This is a genomic window from Bradyrhizobium sp. CCH5-F6 (assembly GCF_001556045.1).
GTDB lineage: Bacteria > Pseudomonadota > Alphaproteobacteria > Rhizobiales > Xanthobacteraceae > Bradyrhizobium.
On sequence record NZ_LSIC01000067.1, the window covers coordinates 20717 to 40629 of the forward strand.

Below are 19913 nucleotides of genomic sequence, written 5' to 3' on the forward strand. Positions count from 1 at the left end.
CATGTTCGACCGCACTCAGCTCTCACGCCGCCGCTTTCTTTCGAATTTCGCCTTTGCCTCCGGCGCGGTTGCGACCGGCGTCGGCAGCTGGGTGATCCCGGCCGGCTGGGCCAATGCGGCGGAAGGACCGATCAAGGTCGGCATCGCCACCGACCTCACCGGCCCGATCGCCTATGCCGGCAATGCCGACGCCAATGTCGCCAAGATGGTGATCAAGGAGATCAACGCGGCCGGCGGCCTGCTCGGCCGGCCGCTCGAGCTCTACATCGAGGATACCGCGTCCAACGAATCCGTCGCCGTCGGCAACGTGCGAAAGCTGATCCAGCGCGACAAGGTCGACATGGTGCTCGGCGGCATCACCTCGTCGATGCGCAACGCGATCAAGGACCCGATCGTCGCCCGCGGCAAGACGCTCTACATCTATCCGCAGCTCTACGAAGGCAAGGAGTGCACGCCCTATCTGTTCTGCACCGGCCCGACGCCGGCGCAGCAGTGCGACGAGTTCATCCCCTGGCTGATCAAGAACGGCGGCAAGAAGTTCGCGCTGCCCAGCGCCAACTATGTCTGGCCGCACACGCTCAACGTCTACGCCCGCAAGGTGATCGAAGCCAACGGCGGCGAGGTCGTGTTCGAGGAATATTACCCGCTCGACCAGGTCGACTTCTCCTCGACCGTCAACCGCATCATCTCCAACAAGGTCGACGTCGTCTTCAACACCGTCATCCCGCCGGGCGTCGGTCCGTTTTTCAAGCAGCTCTATGAAGCGGGCTTCCTCAAGAACGGCGGGCGGCTCGCCTGCGTCTACTACGATGAGAACACGCTCAACATCAACCAGGCCGCCGAGATCGAAGGCCTCGCGAGCTGCCTCGACTATTTCAAGGTGTTGACCAAGGAAAACCCGTTCGACGCCAAGATCCAGGCGGCCTACGAGAAGGATTTCCCCGGCAACTTCCTGTTCGCCGCCGGCAGCGCCGCCACCGGCACCTATCGCGGCCTGAAGCTGTGGGAAGCCGCCGTCAAGGAAGCCGGCAAGATCGATCGCGAGTCGGTCGCCGCCGCGCTCGACCACGCCAAGATCGCCGAAGGTCCGGGCGGACCTGCCGAGATGGTGCCGGGCAAGCGGCACTGCAAGATGAAGATGTACACCGCGGTCGCCAAGGGCGGGAACTACGAGATCGTCGCCCGTAGCAACGGCCTCGTCGACCCCAAGGAATGCTGACGACAAATGCTGGGTGATCGTCAGTTTGGCTCGCATATCTGCCAGCCGAGAGACTCTCTCTTCACCTCTCCCCGTTGGGGAGAGGTGACTCACGACCAGGCGGACTGATCCCACGATGTCGAATTCGAAATGCTGAAGTCCATGGGTGCAGCTAAGCAGGCGGTCCACACCGACGTCGGGGATGACACGGACGTTCCGGTGGCCGGAGTCGGATCGACCGGGCGGTCGTCAGGCCGGAAAGTCCTGCCGATCGTGGAGGGCCTCGTGCTCCTCGCGGCGCTGTTCGCGCCGCTGCTGTTGCAGGACTATCTCACGGTGTTCGCGACGCGGGTGATCATCCTCGCGCTGTTCGCGCTGTCGTTCGACCTGGTCTGGGGCTACGCCGGCATCATGAGCTTCGGCCAGGCGCTGTTCTTCGGCTCGGCGGGCTATGGCGTCGCGCTGCTCGCGCGCGACCTCGACATCACCAACATTTTCCTGGTGCTGCCGGCAGGGACCGTCATCGGTCTCACCTTCGCGCTGCTGCTCGGCGGCTTCCTGCTGCTCGGACGGCATCCCTCCAGCGTGATCTTCGTCTCGCTCGGCACGCTCACCGGCTCCTACGCCGCCGATCGCCTCGCGCGCGGCTGGTATTATCTCGGCGGCCAGAACGGCATTCCCTCGATCGCGCCGATGTCGCTCGGCGGCTACGAATTCACGGAAGGGCCGTCCTTCTACTATCTCGTGCTCGGCATTCTCGTCGTCGTCTACCTGCTCTGCCGCTTCCTGGTGCGCTCGCAGTTCGGCCTGGCGCTGGCCGGCCTGCGCGAGAACGAGCAGCGCATCGCCTTCTTCGGCTACAAGACCCAGCATCTGAAAGCCATCATCTTCGCCATCGGCGGCGCCGTCGCCGGCCTTGCCGGCAGCCTCTATGCCTTCCACGAGGGTTTCGTCTGGCCCAACATGGTCGGCGTCGTGGTCTCGACGCAAGTGGTGCTCTACGTGCTGTTTGGCGGCTCCGGGACGCTGATCGGCGCCGTCATCGGCACGATCATCGTCGAGGGCGTCAGCTTCTGGCTGTCGGACAATTACCGCGACGTCTGGCCGATCATCCTGGGCCTGCTGCTGCTGCTCGTGATCCTGTTCCGGCCGCTCGGCCTGATCAGCTTCGTGCTCGGCGAACGCGAGCGGGTCGGCAGCTTCGGTGCCAAGGCAAAGGAGAAGGCCAAGGACAAGCCAAAGGAGAAGCGCAATGCCGCTCCTTGAAGCCGCCGGCATCAGGAAGGTCTTCGGCAAGCTTACCGCGCTCGACGGCGCGGCGCTGACCGTCGGCGAGAACGAGTTTCACGGCCTGATCGGCCCGAACGGCTCCGGCAAGAGCACGCTGATGAAGTGCATCGCCGGCGCCGAGGTGCCGACGCAGGGCAAGGTCTCCTTCGTCAACACCGACATCACCGCCTTCACGCCGACCGAGCGGGCGCGGGCCGGCATGAGTCTCAAGTTCCAGATCACCAGCGTGCTGCCGACGCTGACGCTCTACGACAACATCCTGCTGGCGCTGCAGGCGCAGTGCTCGCTGTTCGACCTCGTGTTCTCACGCACGCGCGGCGCGTTGCACGACCAGGTCATGACCATGCTGACGCAGTTCCGCCTCGCCGACCGCGCCTTCGATGCGGCCGCCGCGCTGTCGCACGGCCAGCAGCAATGGCTCGAAATCGCGATGGCGCTCGCCGGCAAGCCGAAGCTGTTGCTGCTCGACGAGCCCACCGGCGGCATGAGCCTGGAGGAGCGCCGCGTCACCGGCGAACTGCTCCAGCCGATCAAGCAGCACTGCTCGCTTGTCATCGTCGAGCACGACCTCGATTTCATCCGCGACATCTGCGATCGCCTCACCGTGCTCGACCAGGGCAAGGTGCTGGCCTCGGGCACGGTGCCCGAGATCCAGGCCAACAAAGCCGTCCAGGAGATCTATCTGCGCCGTGCCTGAATTTTTGGACATCAAGCATCTCGACGCCGGCTATGGCCGCAGCCAGGTCCTGTTCGATATCAACCTCGGCATTCCCTGGCGTGGCGGCGTCGCCGTGCTCGGGCGCAATGGTGCCGGCAAGACCACGCTGATGAAGACCATCGTCGGCGAGCTGCCGGCGTGGAAGGGCGAGGTCGCCTTCGACGGCCGCGACATCAGCCGCCGCGCGACCCAGGAGCGCGTCCGCGCCGGCATCGGCTACGTGCCGCAGGAGCATTCGGTGTTCGCGCGCCTGTCGGTGCGCGACAATCTCGCGGTCGGCTCGCTGGCGAGCAAGAAGGCCGACGCGGTCGATCACGTGCTGACCATCTTCCCCAAGCTCGGCCAGCGCCTCGACCAGCCCGCCGGCACGCTCTCCGGCGGCGAGCGCAAGATGCTCGCCATCGGCCGCGCCATGCTGGGCGATCCCAAGCTGTTGCTGCTGGACGAGCCGACCGAAGGCGTCTGGATCGGCGTCATCGAGGAGATCACCGAGCGCCTGATCGAGCTTGCGAAGACCATCGCCGTCATCATCGTCGAGCAGCACCTCGACCTCGCCTTGCGCGTCGCCGACTACGCCTACGTGCTCGACCGCGGCAGGGTCGCCCTCCAGGGGAACGCAGGCGAGGTCAGGGACAATCCGGAGCTGATGCGGTATCTGGCGCCGTAGGGCGTTGCTGCGTTCTTTGAGTGGGGGTGCAGGGCCCTCGCCCCGACCTAACCGGTCATGCCCCGCGCAGGCGGAGGCATCCAGTACGCCGCGGCGTCTCGATGAAAATCTCTGACTCTGGAATACTGGATTCCCCGCCTTCGCGGGGAATGACGGCGTGAGACCAGGATCGGGTGCCGTGCCGCCCCTACTTCACCGCCCCGAACCGGCTGTCGAACGAATTCGACTGCACCACCGGCGCGGCGCCCATGATCTGCGTGGCTTCGCTTGCACCATCGGAGACCGATGGCTTCAGCGCCGGGCGCGTCTGGGCGAGGCGCGTGTCGGGCTGCTGCTTCGCCGGCTCGGCCGGCTTGGCGGCGACGGCGGAAGGCTTCGGCGCGTCCTTCGCGGTGTCCTTGGATTTGTCGTGGCCGGGCACGAAGCGGGTGACGGCGGCCTTGAGCCTCGACGCTGCGGTCGGCGGCGTCACGGACGTCTGGGTCGGTGCGACCGACGCTGTGGCCTGCGGCGGAGGCGTGGTCGCCGTCGTCTCGGCGGTGCCGATGCCCATCTTGCGGCCGAGATTCGAGAAGAAGCCGCTGCCTGAGGATTTCTCCTGGGATTTATCTTGAGCTTTGTCCGCCGGCGCAGCCGCGGCGACGCGGGTGGTTGCGGGCGCGTTGACGGCTGCGACCGGCACGTCCTGCGGCGCCGGCGCGGACGCCACCGCGTCGAGATTGGGCTTGGGCGGATTGACGTGGCCGGGGATCGTGCCGGGCGCCTTCGCCATCGCCAGCATCTGGAGCGTGGTGCCTTCGGCGCCCTCGGACAGGCCGGTCGAGCCTTCCGGAATCTTCGCGGCGAACACCTTGTTCATGCCGCCGTCGATGCCGGTGTTCATGCGCGCCACCGGCGTGCCCTTGGCGACGAGCCTGGCGTATTCCGTTTCGTCCCTGGCCTGCTTCTCGCGGACGGCGCTCGCGATCTCCTCGGGGATCACATAGGCCGGGCACTTCGCCGAGGCGTCGAACACCAAATCGCGCTTGGCGTCGGCCGGCTTCGCGGCGTCGAAGACGTACTTCTTCTCGCAGAAATCGACCTTCGGCTCCTGCCGCGTCACCTCGAAATGATCATAGCCTTCCTTGATCATCTTCCAGAACGGCATGTTCGGATTGTTCCGGTGCCTCGCCATGTTCACCGGCGTCATCTTGAACGGATAGGCCTGGAGCTGGAACGCCTTCTGGCCGCCGAAGAAGGATTCGCGCCCCAACGAATAGATCTCCGCGATCTGCTCGTCGGTCATGGCGTAGCAGCCGCGCGAGGAGCAATCGCCATGCACCATCAGCTGCGAGCCGGTGCGCCCCAGCGCCTTGTCGAACGCGTTCGGATAGCCGGTGTTGAAGGAGAGGTAATAGGCCGACTGCGGATTCATCTGGCTCGGATTGATCGAGTAGAATCCCTCCGGCGCCTGGCGGTCGCCTTCGCGCACCTTGGGGCCGAGATCGCCCGACCAGCGGCAGATCGGATAGGTCTTGAGCAGCGCGAACTGGCCGTTGCGGGTCTGCTTCCAGATCTCGAGCTCGGCCTCCTGCTTGAACAGGCGGACCAGGATCGGCGATTGCAGATCCATGTCCTTCTCGGCCATCGCAGCGATCAGCTTCGGCGGCACCGGCTGGTTGGCCTTGGCGTTGGTCGCGAGCGAAACCTGGTCGGTGTTGCAGCCGGTCAGCAGAACGCCGGCCGTCATCAGCGCAACCGAAGCCAAGAGCGCGCGAGCAAGCGAACGAGAAATCAAGATCGACCCCACAACGTGCCGGGCAGCGCGCGAACCCCAAATCCTTTGGCGCATGATCCGACCGGCGAACCGGACCCGTCCACGGGTTTTTTCAGACCACGCTCCAGCGCTTATGCCCTGAAGCCATTGATTAAAATTCTAACCTCTGGGTCATGTGGTCGCAACCCGAGCGGGGATCACGAGGGCGTTGGCCCAAAGGTGTGGTCAACAGAGACTTAAATCAGGCCGGAACTTGGACCGCGCGGCCAAGCCATCACTGAGATCGCCGATTTGGGCAAAAAAAGGGTTAATGCGGGGTTACCGGGGGCGACACGAGAGGTCTTGTAGGGTGGGTTAGCCGAAGGCGTAACCCACCATTGTTGGCGTCCGCAGGGGCAAAAGTGGTGGGTTACGCCGGCGCCTGCGCTCCGCGCAGACACCGTCTAACCCACCCTACGGCACCCAAACTGCCCGAATCAGCCCAGTTTCCGGCCGATCTCGAGGAATTTCTGCCGCCGCTGCTTGCGGATGGCATCGCCGTCGAGGCCCCGGAGCTCGTCGAAGGCCTTGGCGATGGCCTCACCCGTCGTGGCGATCATGGCGGCGGGATCGCGATGGGCGCCGCCGACCGGCTCCTTCAGGATGGCGTCGATCACCCCGAAGCGCAGCATGTCCTGGGCGGTGATCTTCATGTTGTTGGCGGCTTCCTGCGCCTTGGTGCCGTCGCGCCAGAGGATCGAGGACGCCGCCTCCGGCGAGATCACGCTGTAGATCGCGTGCTCCAGCATCAAGACCTTGTTGGCGGTGGTGATGGCGATGGCGCCGCCCGACATGCCCTCGCCGGTGATGATGGCGACGTTCGGCACGGTCAGGGCGAGGCAGGCGTCGGTCGAGCGCGCGATCGCCTCGGCCTGTCCGCGCTCCTCTGCGCCGATGCCGGGATAGGCGCCGGCGGAATCGGCGAGCGACAGCACCGGCAGGCCGAACCGCTCGGCCATCTCCATCAGCCGCACGCATTTGCGATAACCTTCCGGCCGCGCCATGCCGAAATTGTGCCGGATCCGGCTCTCGGTGGAATCGCCCTTCTCCTGGCCCATCACGCAGATCGGCTCACCGCGGAAGCGACCGAAGCCGGCAACCAGCGCCTCGTCCTCGCCGAACTTGCGGTCGCCGGCGAGCGGGGTGAACTCGGTGATCAGGCCCTTGATGAAGTCGTTGAAATGCGGCCGCTGCGGATGCCGCGCGACCAGCGTCTTCTGCCACGGCGTCAGGTTCTGATAGAGGTCGGCCAGCGCCTGCGCCGCCTTGTCCTCGATCCGCCCGATCTCGTCGCTGATGTCAGTGCCGGACGCCGCGAGCGCCCGCAATTCATCGACCTTGGAGTCGAGCTCGGCGACGGGCTTTTCGAAGTCGAGATAGCTGCGCATCTGGTCTTGCATCAACTCAATATAGGGGGACCGGGCCTTGGAACGAAGCGAGGTTAGGGTCGCGGAAAGAAGTCTAGCGTCTTCAATGGTTTGGCTTGTGTGCTCGTGTGGCGCCAGCCAAATCAATCGTAAGGCCCCGGCTCTTTCTGCGGAGATGCGCCCGAAGTCAAGGCGGTTCGTGGGTCGCCGTAGCCCGGATGAGCGAAGCGATATCCGGGGCAGGTCGTGCCTTGGGCACAATCCCGGATGTCGCTTCGCTCATCCGGGCTACGACAGCCCCGTCCGGGGCACGAGACCCGTCTATTTCTCCGCCAGCGGGTGCAGGTCGCGCACCAGGCTTTTCAGCCGCTCCTCGACCACATGGGTGTAGATCTGGGTCGTCGAGATGTCGGTATGGCCGAGCAGGGTCTGCACGATGCGCAGATCGGCGCCGTTGTGCAGCAGGTGGCTCGCGAAGGCGTGGCGCAGCACGTGCGGGGAGACCAGGCGGGCCTGCAGCCCGGAGGCGACCGCGAGCTCCTTGAGGTCGCGGGCAAAATGCTGCCGCGTCAGATGTCCGCTCTCGCCGAAGGAGGGGAATAGCCATTTCGAGGCGGCCACGCTGTTCTTCTTGTCGGCCTTTGCCGCTTCCGTCGCGGCGAGGTAATCCGCCATCGCCTGCCGCGAGGCCTCGTTGAGCGGCACCAGGCGCTCCTTGTTGCCCTTGCCGCGCACCACGATCATGCGCGCGTCGCGCTTGGCCGCCGAGCGCGGCAGCGCCACCAGCTCGGAGACGCGCAGGCCCGTGGCATAGAGCACCTCGAGCAGGCAGTAGAGCCTGAGAGCGCGCAGCCGCTTCGAGGGCGAGGCATCCTCCGCCTCGCTCAACTCCTTGGCGCGGCGGAGCATGCGGTCGACATCGGCGATCGACAGCACCTTCGGCAGGCCGCGGCCGCGCTTGGGACCGGACAGGATCGCTGCGGGATCGTCGCCGCGGATGCGCTCGTTCAGGAGGAAGCGGTAGAGATGCCGCATCGCCGACAGGCGGCGGGCGACGCTGGTGGATTTGAAGCCGCGCGTGTCGAGATCGGCGAGATAGTCGCGCAGCGTCTGCGTTTCCGCGTCGATGAAACTGCGGCCGACGCGGCCGAGAAATTCCGAGTAGTCGCTGAGGTCGCGGCGATAGGCGTCGAGCGTGTTGGGTCCGGCGCCCTGTTCCGCCGCGAGCATGTCGAGGAACAGGCCGGTGAGCTTGGCATCTGAGGGCTTGGTGCGCATGCCCTGGAGGCTAGCTCCTATTTCTTGAGAAACTTATCCGGCGGGATCGTCACCGTCATTTCCCGCGGCTTCGGATTGACGAAGTTCGCCAGCGCGAACACCACGCCATAGACGATGCCGGCGATCACGGCGACGACCGTCAGGAAGCGGAACAGGCTGGGCATCGTTCTGGGGTCCGGGCGGGCAAATTAATCAATGGAATCATCCAACATGTTCGCCGTTTCGTGGCAAGAGTCCTCTGGCGAGGCCCCCTGCGGGGTCGTATAGGTGGCCAAAGGATGCCGCCTTTGGCGGCAGGTTGAGCGAGATTCATGTCCGACGCCGCGGTGCCAGCACAAGCGACCCCTGAGGCCGACATCCTGTCGGCGCTCGGTGCGCGCTCGATCGTGCTCGTCGGCATGATGGGGGTCGGCAAATCCACCATCGGCCGGCGGTTGGCGGCACGGCTCGGCCTGCGATTTTTCGATGCCGATGTCGAAATCGAGGTGGCCCACGCCGGCATGACCATCCCGGAAATCTTTGCGACCCATGGCGAGCCCTATTTTCGCGACGGCGAGGCCCGCGTGATCGCGCGCCTGCTCGAGGGCGGGCCGATCGTGCTGGCGACCGGCGGCGGCGCCTTCATGCGCGAGGAGACGCGCGCGCGCATCGCGGCGAAAGCCATCTCGATCTGGCTGAGGGCGGACCATGACGTCATCATGCGGCGCGTGCGGCGCCGTGCCGACCGTCCGCTGCTTCAGACCGCCGATCCCGAAGGCACCGTGACGCGCCTGCTCACCGAGCGCGAACCGGTCTATGCCAATGCCGACCTCACCATCGCCTCGCGCGACGTGCCGCACGACAAGATCGTCGAGGAATGCATCGAGGCGCTCCACGCCCATCTCTGCGGCGGACAGGCCGCCCAATCACCTGCCGACGTTGCGAGTGCCGTACGATGACTGCCCCGTTGAAACATTCCGATCCCGTCAAGGTCGACGTCGCGCTCGGCGATCGCGCCTATGACATCGTCATCGGCCGCGGCGTGCTGGCCTCGCTCGGCGAACGGGTCGCTGCCTTGCGGCCGGGCGTGCGCACTGCGATCGTCACAGATCGGACCGTCGCGAAACATTGGCTTGAGCCGACCGAGGCGTCGCTTGCAGCCAGCGGCATTCCGACCTCGCGCATCGTCGTCGAGGAAGGCGAGATCTCCAAGACATATGCCGGCCTCGAAAAGGTCAGCGAAGCCCTGATCGCCGCGAAGATCGAGCGCAATGATCTCGTCATCGCGCTCGGCGGCGGCGTGGTCGGCGATCTCGCCGGCTTTGCCGCGGCGATCCTGCGCCGCGGCGTCGATTTCGTGCAGGTGCCGACCTCGCTTCTGGCGCAGGTCGATTCATCCGTCGGCGGCAAGACCGGCATCAACTCGCCGCAGGGCAAGAACCTGCTCGGCGCCTTTCACCAGCCGGTGCTGGTCATCGCCGACACTGCCGTGCTCGACACGCTGTCGCCGCGGCAGTTCCGCGCCGGCTATGCCGAGGTCGCCAAATACGGCGTGCTCGGCGACGAGGCCTTCTTCGCCTGGCTGGAGAAGAACCATTCCGACATCTTCAAGGGCGGCTCGGCGCGCGAGCATGCGATCGCGACCTCGTGCCGCGCCAAGGCCGGTGTCGTCTCGCGCGACGAGCGCGAGACCGGCGAGCGCGCGCTGCTCAATCTCGGCCACACCTTCGGTCACGCGCTGGAAGCGGCGACGGGCTTCTCCGACCGTCTGTTCCACGGCGAGGGTGTCGCCATCGGCATGACGCTGGCGGCGCAGTTCTCGGCCAGGCTCGGCATGATCGGCGAGCGGGATGCGGCGCGTGTCGAGCGTCACCTGATCGAGGCCGGCCTGCCGACGCGCTTGCAGGACATCGCCGGCTTTGCGCAGGAGGGGCTCGCCGACGCCGACGTGCTCATGGCCCTCATGGCGCAGGACAAGAAGGTCACGCGCGGCAAGCTCACTTTCATCCTGCTGGAGGCGGTCGGCCGGGCCGTCATTGCCAAGGATGTGGAGCCGGCCCTGGTCCGCGATTTCCTGAAGTCGAAACTGTCGCAGTGATGGCGGGATTGTCCGGACGTGCCGCCCGCGAAGAGGCGCGGAAGGTCGAGGCGGACGCGAGGTAAACATGAGTTCGATCTCGATCAATCTGCTGCTGGCGGTCCTCTTGCTCGCCGCCAATGCATTCTACGTGGCAGCCGAATTTGCGCTGGTGAAGAGCCGCGGCTTCCGCGTCAAGGCGATGGTCGAGCAGAACCGCTTCGGCGCACACCTGCTGCAGAGGATGATGGGCAACATCGAAGCCTATCTCGCCTGCTGCCAGCTTGGCATCACCATGGCCTCCCTTGGTCTCGGCTGGATAGGTGAGCCGACCGTTGCCGAGCTGCTGAGCCCGATCCTCAGTCCGCTCGGATTGTCGGAGGCCACGCTGCACTTCACCTCGTTCGTGGCGGGCTTCCTGGTTTTCTCCTCGCTGCACATCGTCATCGGCGAGCAGGTGCCGAAGACGCTCGCGATCAGGGAGCCGATGCCGGTGTCGCAGTGGATCGCGTATCCGCTGCATGCCTCCTACCTGGTGTTCTATCCGCTGAGCTGGTGTCTCAACGCGGCTTCGGGCGCGATCCTGCGCCTGATCGGCGTTCAGGAGTTTTCGCAGCACGAGATCCTGACGGATTCCGAGATCGAAGGCCTGGTCGAGGAATCGGCCGTGCACGGCAAGATCGAGAGCGGCGAGGCCGAATACATTCACAATGTCTTCCGCCTTGGCGAGCTGACCGTGTCCGACGTGATGGTTCATCGCACCGCCATGGTGATGATCAACGCCGACCTGCCGCCGGAGGAGCTGGTGCGGGAGGTGCTGGCCACCGAGTACACTCGCATCCCGCTGTGGCGCGACAAGTCCGAGAACATCATCGGCATCCTGCACGCCAAGGATCTCTTGCGCGCCATTCGCGCCTCCGACGGCGATACCTCGCGCATCGACGTCACCACCATCATGCTGCCGCCCTGGTTCGTGCCGGAAATGCGGCCGATATCCCAGCAGCTCAAGGCGTTTCGCCGCCGCAAGACCCATTTCGCGCTCGTCGTCGACGAGTATGGCGAGGTCGAAGGGCTCGTCACGCTGGAAGACATTCTGGAGGAAATCGTCGGCGATATCTCCGACGAGCATGACGTGGTGGTCGCGGGCGTCCGCCGTCAGCCCGACGGCTCGGTCGTGGTCGACGGCTCGGTCCCGATCCGCGATCTCAACCGCGCGCTGGACTGGCATCTGCCCGACGAAGAGGCAACGACGGTCGCCGGCCTCGTCATTCACGAGGCGCGCTCGATCCCCGACCGCGGCCAGAGTTTTACCTTCCACGGCTTCCGCTTCCGCGTCCTCCGCCGCGAGCGCAACCGCATCACCGCGCTCCGTATTTCACCGGTGGCACGCGAGGCCGAGCTGGAGGAGGCCAAGCCGAGGCGGGCCGGGACGTCGTTTTGACGCATGGCAACTGTCATCGTCCGCGAAGGCGGACGATCCAGTACGCCGCGGCGGCTCGCTTCTAGCCGCACTGTTTCGGAGTACTGGATGCCCCGCCCCCGTGCGCAATTGCGCACTAGGCGGGGCATGACAGCCGTCATCAACCTTCCCCCGGCGCCTGCGCGTGGATCGCGAGCGCATGCACGCCGCCGGAGAGTTCCGCGGCCAGCGCCGCATTTATCATGCGATGGCGGTCGACCCGGCTCTTCCCTTTGAAGGCTTGCGACACGATATAGACGCGAAAGTGCGTCTCGCCGCCCGGCTGATGGCCGGCGTGGCCCTCATGCAAATGTGACTCGTCGACGACTTGCAGGCTTTCCGGCGTGAAAGCTTCCTGCAACTTGTTGCTGATAGTGTCTTTCATGACCATGAGTGCCATTAAGGGACGCGATCGCGGCCCGTCAACTCCCGGGCCTCACGCTAATTGCAATGTCAAGACTTGAAGGTTTTTGCATTGCGTAGTCAAAGTCAGCCATGCCGATCGATTCATCAAAGTTCTTCGACTCCATCCGCGTCAAGCCGCGCGGCAAGCAGGCGGAAGCGAAGCCGCGCGACACCGTGGTCGCCTGCGAATGGACCGGTTGCCAGAACAAGGGCAGCCACCGCGCGCCCAAGGGGCGCGAGAACCAGCGCGAATACTGGCACTTCTGTCTCGACCACGTGCGCGAGTACAACCAGAACTACAATTTCTTTTCCGGCATGAATGCCGATGCCGTCGCGCGTTACCAGAAGGATGCGCTGACCGGTCACCGTCCGACCTGGAAGATGGGCGCCAATGGCGGCGTCAAGAAGGGCGCGGAAGCCGAGATCGACGGCGCGTTCGATCCGTTCAGCATGTTCCAGGAGCTCAACGGCCGCACGGGCTGGCGGAAGGGGCCGGATGCGCCGCCCAAGGCCGAGACGCGCAAGGTGATGAACGCCGAGCGCAAGGCGCTCCAGGTCATGGGCCTCGGCCCCGGGGCCACGCTGGCCGACGTCAAGGCCAAGTACAAGGCGCTGGTGAAGCAGCATCACCCCGACGCCAATGGCGGCGACCGCTCCACCGAGGACCGCCTGATCGAGATCATCAAGGCGTACAACTATCTGAAGACGGTGGTGCGCGAGGCGTAAGGCCTCCGCGCCCGGTTTGAATGCCGTCCGCCCGGAAGCGGACGGCACCATCAACGTCACCTCACGCGACAGACACGGACGCGCTTGACGACGCGGCGTCCATGATAGCCGCGCGTGACCACGGTGCGCACGGTGCAGACCCTTCGCGGAACGTAATGATAGCGTGCGTTCACGACGTCCCCCGACACTGAAGCGTTTGGGATGGGCTGCGCCGGCAGCGCATGGGCTGGCACCATGAGTGACGACAGAGCGAGCAGCGTTCCGGCAGCGAGGGCGTAGGAGAGCTTCTTCATTACCATTCCTTTTCGTGACTGCCCCTAAAGACATTCGCAGGGGCGAGCATGAATGCACGGCCAGCGTCATTGTTCCGCTGGCCGCTGAGTCCTTCCGTCGCGTGCGCGAAAAGGCCCGAAAAAATCAACTCTGACGAGCCGGATATCTGCTGCGTCTAATCTGCAGGCATCGCCCCCACGTAAGACGAGCTCGGCCGGATCAACCGTCCGGTCCGCTGCTGCTCGCGCGCGTGTGCAGTCCAGCCTGCGGCGCGCGCCACGGCGAAGATCGGCGTGAACGCCTGTCTTGGAATTGCGAGCGCGTCGAGCAGGATCGCAGTGAAAAACTCCACATTGGTCTCCAGCGGCCGCTCCGGATTCTTCCTGCGCAGCGCCGCGCGGATATAGGCTTCGACCTCGCCGGCGAAGGGCAGATCGGCACCATCCGCCGACAGCCGCTCGATCGCGGCCTTGAGCACGTCGGCGCGCGGGTCGCGCACGCGATAGACGCGATGGCCAAAGCCCATCAGCCGTTCGCCGCGCGCGAGCGCCGCGTCCACCCACGGCTGGATGCGCTCGCTGCTGCCGATCGCATCCAGCATTTCCAGCACCGGCTCCGGCGCGCCGCCATGCAATGGACCGGTCAGTGCGCAGTAACCGGCGGTCACCGCGGCGAACAGATCGGCCTGCGTCGAGGCCACCACGCGCGTGGTGAAGGTCGAGGCATTCATGCCGTGGTCGCAGACGGTGACGAGATAGGCATCGAGTGCCATGACCTCCCGCGGCTCCGGCGCGGCGCCGCGCAGCATCCGCAGCGTATCGGCGGCATGGCTTGCATTCGGGTCGGGCGCGACCGGCTCCAGCCCCTTGGCGCGCCGGACCAGCGCGCCCGCGATCACCGGAAACGCGCCGACGATGGTCGCCTCATGCTCCAGCCCGTTCTCGGCGCGAAGCCCCGCGACCGCCGCGCGAAACCCGTCGACGATGCTCATGCCGCGCGTCGCCGGTAGCAGGTCAGGCAGCCGCGCGAAGGCGCGCTCGCGCGCGGAGCCCAGGCTCGCCCGCACATTGGCTTCGCTCAGCGTCGTCGTGCTGGCGCCGTTCCAGAGCCGGGCGGTGACGCCCTCGAAGCTCGACTGGCTCGCCAGCCGGCCGACATGCTCCCCGGCGATGATCAACTCGCCGCGCTCGCCGTCGACATGGCTCAGCACGGTCTCCGCGGCGGGAACGCCGTCGAGCCCGATCCGGCTTTTGGTCAGGTGGATGTTCATGGCCTTTCTCCTTTTCACGGCAGAAAGGTCGGGCCTCTCGACAGATTGATCAATCTTGATTACATAAATCAATATGAAAAATTCCGATGGGCTGTACCTGTCCGCCCGGGAAGCCGCCGCCGAGCTCGCGATCTCCCCGGCCACCCTCTACGCCTATGTCAGCCGTGGCCTGATCCGCTCCGAGCCGACGCCGGATTCGCGCAAGAACCGCTACCGCGCGGAGGATGTCCGGGCGCTGAAGGAGCGCCGCGTACCGTCGCCGGAGCCGCGCGGTCTGCGCAGCTTCGACGCCGATCTGCCGGTGATGGACACGGAGATCTCGACCATCACCGAGGAGGGCGCGATCTATCGCGGCGTCAATTGCGTCGACCTTTCCGAGAGCGACACGCTGGAGCACACGGCGACGCTGCTCTGGGACGTCTCCGGCGTCGATCCGTTCGATCCGGACAATCAGCCGGAGATATCCGAGGAGATGCGCACGATCGCAGCGGCCGCGCGCCGGGCGGCGCCGATCGATCGCGCCATCGCCGTGCTCGCGCTGGCCGCGAGCGCCGATCCCCGCGCCTTCACCCGTGCGCCCGATGGCCGCGCGCTGGTCGGGGCGCGCATCGTCCGTCTGCTGGTCGCGACCATGCTCAACGCCGAGCCGTCGGCCGAGCCGCTGCATCGGCAGGTCGCGAACGCCTGGGCGCCCGACAACAAGCATGCGCCCGACCTCATCCGACGCGCGCTGGTTCTGCTCGCCGACCACGAGCTCAACGCCTCGACCTTCACCGCGCGCTGCGCGGCCTCGACCGGGCTCAATCTCTACGATTCGGTCATTGCCGGATTAGCCGCGCTGAAGGGGCCGAAGCATGGCGGGGCCGGCGTGCTGGCCTCGCAGCTGGTCAAGACGCTGATCGATCGCGACGTCGAGCCGATGGTGCGCGAGCGCGTCGCGCTCGGCGAGCGTTTCGCCGGCTTCGGCCATGGCGTCTACAAGCGCGGCGATCCCCGCGCGCAGTCGCTGCTCAATGCGCTCTCCCGCGCTGGCGCACCGCGCAAATTCACCCGCGAGGTGCCGGAGCGCATCGCGGAAGCCACCGGCGAGTTCGTCAACATCGACTACGCGCTCGCCGTGCTCGTGCACGCCCTGCGCCTGCCGCCCGGCAGCGAGCTCGCCTTGTTCGCCATGGCCCGCAGCGTCGGCTGGATCGCCCACGCCAGCGAGCAATTGCAGTTCGGCAAGCTGATCAGGCCGCGGGCGCGGTATGTCGGGCCGGCGCCAGGGCGGAGGACAGGGGTTGCGGAAGCGAGGTCCTAGGGCGTTCGCTCACATGCAGGACTTCCAGCGGCGAAGCCGACGCGACTTCGCGGCTTCGTCTTGCTAGATTGCGTCGCAATCTCTGAAATCCGGGCGCAGGGGCAGAATGGACAATCGTGCAGGCGAGATGTTGGTGTTCGTACGCGTGGTGGAGGCGGGCAGCTTCTCCGAAGCTGCGCGGCTCATGCTCATGACGCCGTCCACAGTCTCGAAACTGATCGCCCGGCTGGAGGCCCGGCTCGGCGTACGCCTGATCGAAAGGTCGACGCGCCGGCTTGCGCTCACGGGCGAGGGACAGTTCTATTTTGAGCGCAGCCAGGCGCTGCTCGCTTCGCTGGATGAGACCGAGCAGCAGATCGCGCAGGGCGGCGCGGAAGCCGAAGGGATTGTCCGAGTTAACGCCTCGGTGACGTTCGGCACGGCGGCGCTCGAGCCGATCCTGCCCGCTTTCTTTCAGGCTTACCCACGCATCGTCGTCGATCTGTCGCTGTCGGACGAGGTGGTCGATCTCTATCTCGACCGCACCGATGTCGCGATCCGCGTCGGCAAGCTGGCGGATTCCAACCTGATGGCGCGCAGGATCGGCGAGACCCGGCGGCGCATCGTCGCCTCCCCCGCCTATCTCGCCCGTCACGGAACGCCGCAAACGCCGGAGGACCTCGTCCGTCACAACTGCCTGGGTTTCAACTTCCGACGCGCGATGCCGGTGTGGCCGATGCGCGAAGGCGGACGCATCGTCGAACGCATGCTCAGCGGGTCACTGCTCGCCAACAACGCTGAGACGCTTCGCCGCATGGCGATCGCCGGGGTCGGCATCGTCCGGGCGGCAGACTATCATCTGCGCGGGCCGATCGCGCGTGGCGAACTGGTCGAGCTCCTTGCTGACAGCGATATAGGTGTGACCGACGAGATCCACGCCTTATTCCGCGGCGCGCAGCTCCTGCCGGCGCGGGTGCGGGCCTTTCTCGATTTCACGGTGCCGCGCATGCAGCGCTTCCTTGCCGAAGGATAGGCAGAAGACGGCCGAGGCGTGGAGTTTGCCCCGGCCGCGCAACGTCTCAGTGCCGGTCGCCTGCCAGGATTTCCATGCGCATGACCTGGACGCCGCCCTCGGCAAGCGCCGGAAGCTTGGTGAACCAGTCCTTGACATAGGGCGTGGCGTTGTGGGCCTCGAAATCGTCCTTGGTGGCGAAGACCTCGTAGAAAACGAAGTGGCCTGGACGCTCGCGGTCCTCCTGCAGGAAATAGACGAGGTTCTTGGGATCGCTGCGCACCTGTGCGATCAGCGGCAGCGTCACCGCACGCAGCTCGGCCTCCTTGCCGGCCTTGGCACGTACTTCGGCGACGATCGAATATGCGCCGGCCGGGATTTGGGCGTAGCGGATACCGCTGGCTTCCTCAGCCGAGGCCGGAGCGGAGGTGACAATTGCGCCGGCTCCGAGCAGGACGGCGAGCACGCATGATTGTACGAATCGGAGCTTCATTTTCCAATCTTCCATTCTCAAGAGGGACATGCGGTCGTTTGACTGTCCACATCACTGTCCGGTCAGCGTCCGTTGCCGAGCGGCGTGAGCGTTGGCGAAGCGCTGCTTCACCGGTCCGAGTGCCTTCACGAATTCGAGCTGCTCGCCCTCCGGGCCCTTGCAGTAGATCAACTCCCAGCCATCCGATGGCGCGACCGTCACCTTGTTGGTGTTGGTGTTTTCGGGGGCACTCTTGCGCTCCGCCTCGGTCCGGACACGGATGATGCGGTTGGCCCGCACTTGCGTCATGCCGCGCCGCGCGGATTCCGCTTCGAGGTCGGTGATGAACTTGTTGAAGTCGACATCGTCGCGCACGTGGAAGCAGATGTGCATCATGCGCGGGTAGGCCGGGCTCATGTTCTGCACCGGCGGCGCGAAGCTGTTGGCGCTGCCCATCGGCTCCTGCGCGTTGCGATACTGCAGCAGCTCGATGACGACGTTATCGAACTGGACGAAACGTACGTCGAGCCGCTGATCGCCGTCGCGGAGGTTCGGCACGCCGATCGTCTGCGGATCGACATGCAGTTCGCCTGCGCGGATTTCCTGGTCGGCGAGCAGCGTATTCTGTACGGGATCACCCTGGAAGTCGCCGTGGCGAAACACCTCCGTACCGCCCAGCACCTCGGTGTAGAATTCGAAGGCGCGCTCCATGTTCTGCACCGTCAAGCCGAAGTGCTGAACGCCCTGCAGACGGACCGCGAGCGGACCGGCGTTGCGCTCGGCTGCCGACATTCCGTCGATTCCGCGGTTCGGGGGCGTGGCAGCTAGCGCCGGGTTCGCTGTCGCGGTTCCCGCGATCATCGCAGCGCCGGCGGTCAGCAGCATGTCGCGGCGGCTGGGATCCGCTGCACTGTCGGTTTCAAGGTCACGCATGGTTTTTCTCCTCTTGGTTGGGTCGATGTGCGCCGATTGAGGACGCAAGGGGCCGGCCGGGCGAAGCGGGGCTTCGACCGGTGAGCGTTGCTGGTGTTGAGCCCGGGGGTTAGACCGCGATAGGAAGGGGGGCGGCAGGGTTGACCAGACCCGCCGCACGTAATTCGCGCCAGAAGTCGGCGGGTATCGTCTCCTCCAGTGCTGCGCGGTCTTCTGCAATCCGGCTTGGCTGGCTAGCCCCGGGAATCACGGCCGCCACAGCGGGGTTGGCCAGCGCGAACTGGAGGCCGGCCGCCTTCATGCTGATCTGATGACGTTCGGCGATCGCCTTGATCGCTGCGACCCTGGCGATGATCGCCGCTGTTGCGGGGGCATATTCGAAGTTCGGGCCGCCAACGAGCGCGCCCGAGCTGTAGGGGCCACCGACGATAATCCCGAGCTTGCGCTCGGCCACCATCGGTATGACGCGCTGGAGCGCCCGGTCGTGGTCGAGCAGCGTATAGCGGCCGGCGAGCAGGAAGGCGTCGGGGCGCGGCTCGTCGAGTTCGAGCAGGAGTTCGATCGGTTCGACCCGGTTCACGCCCAGGCCCCAGGCCTTGATCACACCTTCGTCCCGCATCCTTTGCAGGGCCCGGAAGGCGCCTTTTCGGGCGCTTTCAAACATGCTCAGCCATTCGTCGCCGTAGAAATCCTGCGCGACGTCGTGGACGAAGGCGATGTCGATGTAATCGGTCCTGAGCCGCTTCAGGCTGTCCTCGATCGAACGATAGGTCGCGTCCTCGCTATAGTCGTTGACGACCTTGTTCGGGCGGCCATGCGCGAACACGCCGCCCTTCTCGCCATAGTCGCGCGGGCTACCCTCGATTTCGTCGAGGACGATGCGGCCGACCTTGGTGCTGATGACGTAGTTGTCGCGCGGCTTGCCGGCGAGCGCCTGCCCCATGCGTATCTCCGCGAGGCCGGCGCCGTAGAAAGGAGCATTGTCAAAATAGCGGATGCCAGCGTTCCAGGCGGCGTCGACTGTCGCCAGCGCTTCAGCCTCGGGTATGTCGCGGAACATGTTGCCAAGCGGCGCTGCACCGAAGCCAAGCTTGCTGGGCAAGATGCTGTTCAAAGCCATCGTGCGGACCTTTCCGTCGGACCTGTTCCCCGGACCCATCGTCCGGTGTCGATGGCTGAAATACATTCGGTACGGCACGCGCAGTAGCCGGACTGCGATCCCAACACCTTGGATTTGAATTCACAGGTTGAGTTGTCGGACGCCGAGCCCGCCGGGTCGATCAGGGTTCGAGCTCGTGTCCTAAGTCCGCGTCTTTGCAGCAGCAACACCGCCGCCATTTCGGCGGCGCATGATCCAGATCGCCAGCCCCAGAATGATCGCGCCGCCTATGACGGCAAGGATCCAGATGTGCTTGCCGACATGTTCGTGCAGGGCCGACACGGCCAGCACGCCCGGCGGCACGTGCGCGGGCGCCCAGGCCAGGATGGCCGGGATGTTCACCGCGTAGAATTTGGCCGGCGCCTACGCCGCGGACTCCATCCATCGCGGCGGTGGGAGATCCGGATTGAGGGGCTTCGCAAGACTCTTTCGAGGGCCCGGGCGTGTCCCCAAGAACGTCAGCTTCCCAACGCAAAAGCGGAAGCTCCCGCCTTGAAAGTGATCTTCCCCCGATAAAGTGGACGGGTTAAGCGGCTTTTAGCTCCATCTCGAT

The 19913-nt window shown here is 65.6% G+C and carries 20 protein-coding genes and 1 pseudogene; 10 read left to right on the plus strand and 11 right to left on the minus strand.

Features of this window, described 5'->3' with window-relative positions:
• Nucleotide 1: 1 nt before the first annotated feature.
• The 4 genes from AX729_RS12250 (at nucleotide 2) to AX729_RS12265 (ending at nucleotide 3873) form a co-directional block, all read left to right on the plus strand.
• Nucleotides 2-1219, plus strand: coding sequence for a substrate-binding protein (locus AX729_RS12250; RefSeq protein WP_061023322.1), 1218 nt, complete (start codon nucleotides 2-4; stop codon nucleotides 1217-1219).
• Between the two features lie 129 nt (nucleotides 1220-1348).
• Nucleotides 1349-2464, plus strand: coding sequence for a branched-chain amino acid ABC transporter permease (locus AX729_RS12255; protein ID WP_061023324.1), 1116 nt, complete (start codon nucleotides 1349-1351; stop codon nucleotides 2462-2464).
• A complete protein-coding gene (locus AX729_RS12260; protein ID WP_061023326.1) occupies nucleotides 2451-3185 on the plus strand; it encodes an ABC transporter ATP-binding protein in 735 nt (244 codons plus the stop codon). The genes AX729_RS12255 and AX729_RS12260 overlap by 14 nt, the downstream gene beginning before the upstream one ends.
• Nucleotides 3178-3873 (plus strand): branched-chain amino acid ABC transporter ATP-binding protein, encoded by a 696-nt coding sequence (locus tag AX729_RS12265; protein WP_061023328.1) that lies wholly within the window; start codon nucleotides 3178-3180, stop codon nucleotides 3871-3873. The genes AX729_RS12260 and AX729_RS12265 overlap by 8 nt, the downstream gene beginning before the upstream one ends.
• 187 nt (nucleotides 3874-4060) lie before the next feature.
• Here the strand turns inward: AX729_RS12265 and AX729_RS12270 are convergent, their stop codons facing one another.
• The 4 genes from AX729_RS12270 to AX729_RS12285 form a co-directional block, all read right to left on the minus strand.
• Nucleotides 4061-5602, minus strand: a complete 1542-nt coding sequence (locus AX729_RS12270) for a L,D-transpeptidase family protein (protein ID WP_061023355.1) — start codon at nucleotides 5600-5602, stop codon at nucleotides 4061-4063.
• Nucleotides 5603-6105: 503 nt separating this feature from the next.
• Nucleotides 6106-7068: an acetyl-CoA carboxylase carboxyltransferase subunit alpha gene (locus AX729_RS12275; RefSeq protein WP_061023330.1), complete on the minus strand. Its 963-nt coding sequence runs from the start codon at nucleotides 7066-7068 to the stop codon at nucleotides 6106-6108.
• Between the two features lie 288 nt (nucleotides 7069-7356).
• Nucleotides 7357-8313, minus strand: coding sequence for a site-specific tyrosine recombinase XerD (xerD, locus tag AX729_RS12280; RefSeq protein WP_061023332.1), 957 nt, complete (start codon nucleotides 8311-8313; stop codon nucleotides 7357-7359).
• A 17-nt stretch (nucleotides 8314-8330) separates the two neighbouring features.
• Nucleotides 8331-8477, minus strand: a complete 147-nt coding sequence (locus tag AX729_RS12285) for a hypothetical protein (RefSeq protein ID WP_035669499.1) — start codon at nucleotides 8475-8477, stop codon at nucleotides 8331-8333.
• 147 nt (nucleotides 8478-8624) lie between these two features.
• On the opposite strand from AX729_RS12285, the gene AX729_RS12290 reads away from it, so the two are divergent.
• From AX729_RS12290 to AX729_RS12300, 3 genes are all read left to right on the plus strand, one after another.
• A complete protein-coding gene (locus AX729_RS12290) occupies nucleotides 8625-9251 on the plus strand; it encodes a shikimate kinase (protein WP_061023334.1) in 627 nt (208 codons plus the stop codon).
• A complete protein-coding gene (gene aroB / locus AX729_RS12295) occupies nucleotides 9248-10390 on the plus strand; it encodes a 3-dehydroquinate synthase (RefSeq protein ID WP_061023335.1) in 1143 nt (380 codons plus the stop codon). The genes AX729_RS12290 and aroB overlap by 4 nt, the downstream gene beginning before the upstream one ends.
• 67 nt (nucleotides 10391-10457) lie before the next feature.
• On the plus strand, nucleotides 10458-11810 hold the full coding sequence (locus tag AX729_RS12300; RefSeq protein ID WP_061023337.1) for a hemolysin family protein: 1353 nt from the start codon (nucleotides 10458-10460) through the stop codon (nucleotides 11808-11810).
• Between the two features lie 139 nt (nucleotides 11811-11949).
• Here AX729_RS12300 and AX729_RS12305 read toward each other — a convergent pair whose 3' ends face one another.
• Nucleotides 11950-12219 carry a BolA family protein gene (locus AX729_RS12305; RefSeq protein WP_061023358.1) on the minus strand — a complete coding sequence of 90 codons (270 nt, stop codon included), beginning with the start codon at nucleotides 12217-12219 and terminating at the stop codon, nucleotides 11950-11952.
• 104 nt (nucleotides 12220-12323) lie between these two features.
• Here AX729_RS12305 and AX729_RS12310 point away from each other — a divergent pair, with 104 nt between their 5' ends.
• Nucleotides 12324-12959, plus strand: coding sequence for a J domain-containing protein (locus AX729_RS12310; protein WP_061023339.1), 636 nt, complete (start codon nucleotides 12324-12326; stop codon nucleotides 12957-12959).
• 56 nt (nucleotides 12960-13015) lie between these two features.
• On the opposite strand, the gene AX729_RS12315 is transcribed toward AX729_RS12310, so the two are convergent.
• Together AX729_RS12315 and AX729_RS12320 are read right to left on the minus strand one after the other, a co-directional pair.
• Nucleotides 13016-13252 (minus strand): hypothetical protein, encoded by a 237-nt coding sequence (locus tag AX729_RS12315; RefSeq protein ID WP_061023341.1) that lies wholly within the window; start codon nucleotides 13250-13252, stop codon nucleotides 13016-13018.
• Between the two features lie 155 nt (nucleotides 13253-13407).
• On the minus strand, nucleotides 13408-14502 hold the full coding sequence (locus tag AX729_RS12320; RefSeq protein ID WP_061023343.1) for a citrate synthase/methylcitrate synthase: 1095 nt from the start codon (nucleotides 14500-14502) through the stop codon (nucleotides 13408-13410).
• Nucleotides 14503-14575: 73 nt separating this feature from the next.
• On the opposite strand from AX729_RS12320, the gene AX729_RS12325 reads away from it, so the two are divergent.
• Both AX729_RS12325 and AX729_RS12330 read left to right on the plus strand, forming a co-directional pair.
• Nucleotides 14576-15805, plus strand: coding sequence for a citrate/2-methylcitrate synthase (locus tag AX729_RS12325; RefSeq protein WP_061023345.1), 1230 nt, complete (start codon nucleotides 14576-14578; stop codon nucleotides 15803-15805).
• 106 nt (nucleotides 15806-15911) lie between these two features.
• Nucleotides 15912-16817 (plus strand): LysR family transcriptional regulator, encoded by a 906-nt coding sequence (locus AX729_RS12330; RefSeq protein ID WP_061023347.1) that lies wholly within the window; start codon nucleotides 15912-15914, stop codon nucleotides 16815-16817.
• 46 nt (nucleotides 16818-16863) lie between these two features.
• On the opposite strand, the gene AX729_RS12335 is transcribed toward AX729_RS12330, so the two are convergent.
• The 4 genes and pseudogenes from AX729_RS12335 to AX729_RS12350 all read right to left on the minus strand — a co-directional run.
• On the minus strand, nucleotides 16864-17289 hold the full coding sequence (locus AX729_RS12335; protein ID WP_245325140.1) for a putative quinol monooxygenase: 426 nt from the start codon (nucleotides 17287-17289) through the stop codon (nucleotides 16864-16866).
• 51 nt (nucleotides 17290-17340) lie between these two features.
• Complete coding sequence (locus tag AX729_RS12340) at nucleotides 17341-18201, minus strand: VOC family protein (protein ID WP_061023352.1); 861 nt, start codon at nucleotides 18199-18201, stop codon at nucleotides 17341-17343.
• A 109-nt stretch (nucleotides 18202-18310) separates the two neighbouring features.
• Nucleotides 18311-19321 (minus strand): aldo/keto reductase, encoded by a 1011-nt coding sequence (locus tag AX729_RS12345; protein WP_061023360.1) that lies wholly within the window; start codon nucleotides 19319-19321, stop codon nucleotides 18311-18313.
• Between the two features lie 180 nt (nucleotides 19322-19501).
• A pseudogene (locus AX729_RS12350) lies at nucleotides 19502-19720 on the minus strand (DedA family protein); the annotation flags it as partial.
• Nucleotides 19721-19913: the final 193 nt, after the last annotated feature.

Excerpts from the sequence above, each read along its gene's own strand:
- AX729_RS12255 (WP_061023324.1), top strand. The coding sequence starts at position 1,349 with ATGCTGAAGTCCATGGGTGCAGCTAAGCAGGCGGTCCACACCGACGTC.
- AX729_RS12330 (WP_061023347.1), top strand. The coding sequence starts at position 15,912 with ATGGACAATCGTGCAGGCGAGATGTTGGTGTTCGTACGCGTGGTGGAG.
- AX729_RS12305 (WP_061023358.1), bottom strand. The coding sequence starts at position 12,219 with ATGGTCATGAAAGACACTATCAGCAACAAGTTGCAGGAAGCTTTCACG.
- AX729_RS12315 (WP_061023341.1), bottom strand. The coding sequence starts at position 13,252 with ATGAAGAAGCTCTCCTACGCCCTCGCTGCCGGAACGCTGCTCGCTCTG.
- AX729_RS12270 (WP_061023355.1), bottom strand. The coding sequence starts at position 5,602 with ATGACGGCCGGCGTTCTGCTGACCGGCTGCAACACCGACCAGGTTTCG.
- xerD (WP_061023332.1), bottom strand. The coding sequence starts at position 8,313 with ATGCGCACCAAGCCCTCAGATGCCAAGCTCACCGGCCTGTTCCTCGAC.
- AX729_RS12320 (WP_061023343.1), bottom strand. The coding sequence starts at position 14,502 with ATGAACATCCACCTGACCAAAAGCCGGATCGGGCTCGACGGCGTTCCC.
- AX729_RS12310 (WP_061023339.1), top strand. The coding sequence starts at position 12,324 with ATGCCGATCGATTCATCAAAGTTCTTCGACTCCATCCGCGTCAAGCCG.
- AX729_RS12335 (WP_245325140.1), bottom strand. The coding sequence starts at position 17,289 with ATGAAGCTCCGATTCGTACAATCATGCGTGCTCGCCGTCCTGCTCGGA.
- AX729_RS12250 (WP_061023322.1), top strand. The coding sequence starts at position 2 with ATGTTCGACCGCACTCAGCTCTCACGCCGCCGCTTTCTTTCGAATTTC.
- AX729_RS12285 (WP_035669499.1), bottom strand. The coding sequence starts at position 8,477 with ATGCCCAGCCTGTTCCGCTTCCTGACGGTCGTCGCCGTGATCGCCGGC.
- AX729_RS12290 (WP_061023334.1), top strand. The coding sequence starts at position 8,625 with ATGTCCGACGCCGCGGTGCCAGCACAAGCGACCCCTGAGGCCGACATC.
- aroB (WP_061023335.1), top strand. The coding sequence starts at position 9,248 with ATGACTGCCCCGTTGAAACATTCCGATCCCGTCAAGGTCGACGTCGCG.
- AX729_RS12275 (WP_061023330.1), bottom strand. The coding sequence starts at position 7,068 with ATGCAAGACCAGATGCGCAGCTATCTCGACTTCGAAAAGCCCGTCGCC.
- AX729_RS12300 (WP_061023337.1), top strand. The coding sequence starts at position 10,458 with ATGAGTTCGATCTCGATCAATCTGCTGCTGGCGGTCCTCTTGCTCGCC.
- AX729_RS12345 (WP_061023360.1), bottom strand. The coding sequence starts at position 19,321 with ATGGCTTTGAACAGCATCTTGCCCAGCAAGCTTGGCTTCGGTGCAGCG.
- AX729_RS12325 (WP_061023345.1), top strand. The coding sequence starts at position 14,576 with ATGAAAAATTCCGATGGGCTGTACCTGTCCGCCCGGGAAGCCGCCGCC.
- AX729_RS12340 (WP_061023352.1), bottom strand. The coding sequence starts at position 18,201 with ATGCGTGACCTTGAAACCGACAGTGCAGCGGATCCCAGCCGCCGCGAC.
- AX729_RS12260 (WP_061023326.1), top strand. The coding sequence starts at position 2,451 with ATGCCGCTCCTTGAAGCCGCCGGCATCAGGAAGGTCTTCGGCAAGCTT.